This is a genomic window from Pandoraea captiosa (genome assembly GCF_902459775.1).
GTDB classification, from domain to species: Bacteria; Pseudomonadota; Gammaproteobacteria; order Burkholderiales; family Burkholderiaceae; genus Pandoraea; species Pandoraea captiosa.
This window is the reverse complement of the sequence record NZ_CABPSQ010000034.1, coordinates 1-568: the sequence shown is the minus strand read 5'-3', so window position 1 is coordinate 568 and position 568 is coordinate 1. Positions and strand designations below refer to the sequence as shown.

The 568-nt window shown below is 63.0% G+C and carries 1 protein-coding gene and 1 pseudogene; both read right to left on the bottom strand.

The window, feature by feature from the left end:
- On the bottom strand, positions 1-284 hold a 284-nt coding region (locus PCA31118_RS26900; protein WP_150627972.1), incomplete at its 3' end, for an NAD(P) transhydrogenase subunit alpha part 2.
- A 14-nt stretch (positions 285-298) separates the two neighbouring features.
- Positions 299-568: pseudogene (locus PCA31118_RS26895) on the bottom strand (NAD(P)(+) transhydrogenase (Re/Si-specific) subunit alpha); the annotation flags it as partial.

Here is a 568-nt window from a genome sequence, read left to right as displayed (position 1 = left end):
TTTTTCTTGAACATCTCGAGCATGCGCTGGGTGACGAGGAAGCCCCCGAACACGTTCACGGCGGCAAGCGCCACGGCGATGACGCCCATCGTCTTGCCGAGGTTGCCCTCGGTCAGACCGGCGGCGAGCATCGCCCCCACGATCACGATGGCCGAGATGGCGTTCGTCACGGCCATGAGCGGCGTGTGCAATGCCGGGGTGACGTTCCACACCACGTGGTAGCCCACGTACACCGCCAGCACGAAGATGATCAGGTTGATCACCGTGTGATTGATCAATTCCATGGTTCTGTCTCCCCTTATGCCGCGCGCAGCACTTGACCGTCGCGGCACATCAGGCACGCGCTCACGATGTCGTCGTTGGTATCGATGACGAGCTTGCCTTCCTTGTCGATCACCAGCTTGAGGAAGTCGAGCACGTTACGGGCATACAGCGCGGAGGCATCGGCGGCCACCATGCCTGCGAGGTTTGTGTATCCGGCAATGGTCACGCCGTGCACCTTGACGACTTCGTCGGCCACCGACAGCGGGCAGTTGCCGCCGCCGTTCGCGCCGCGACCGGCCGCCAG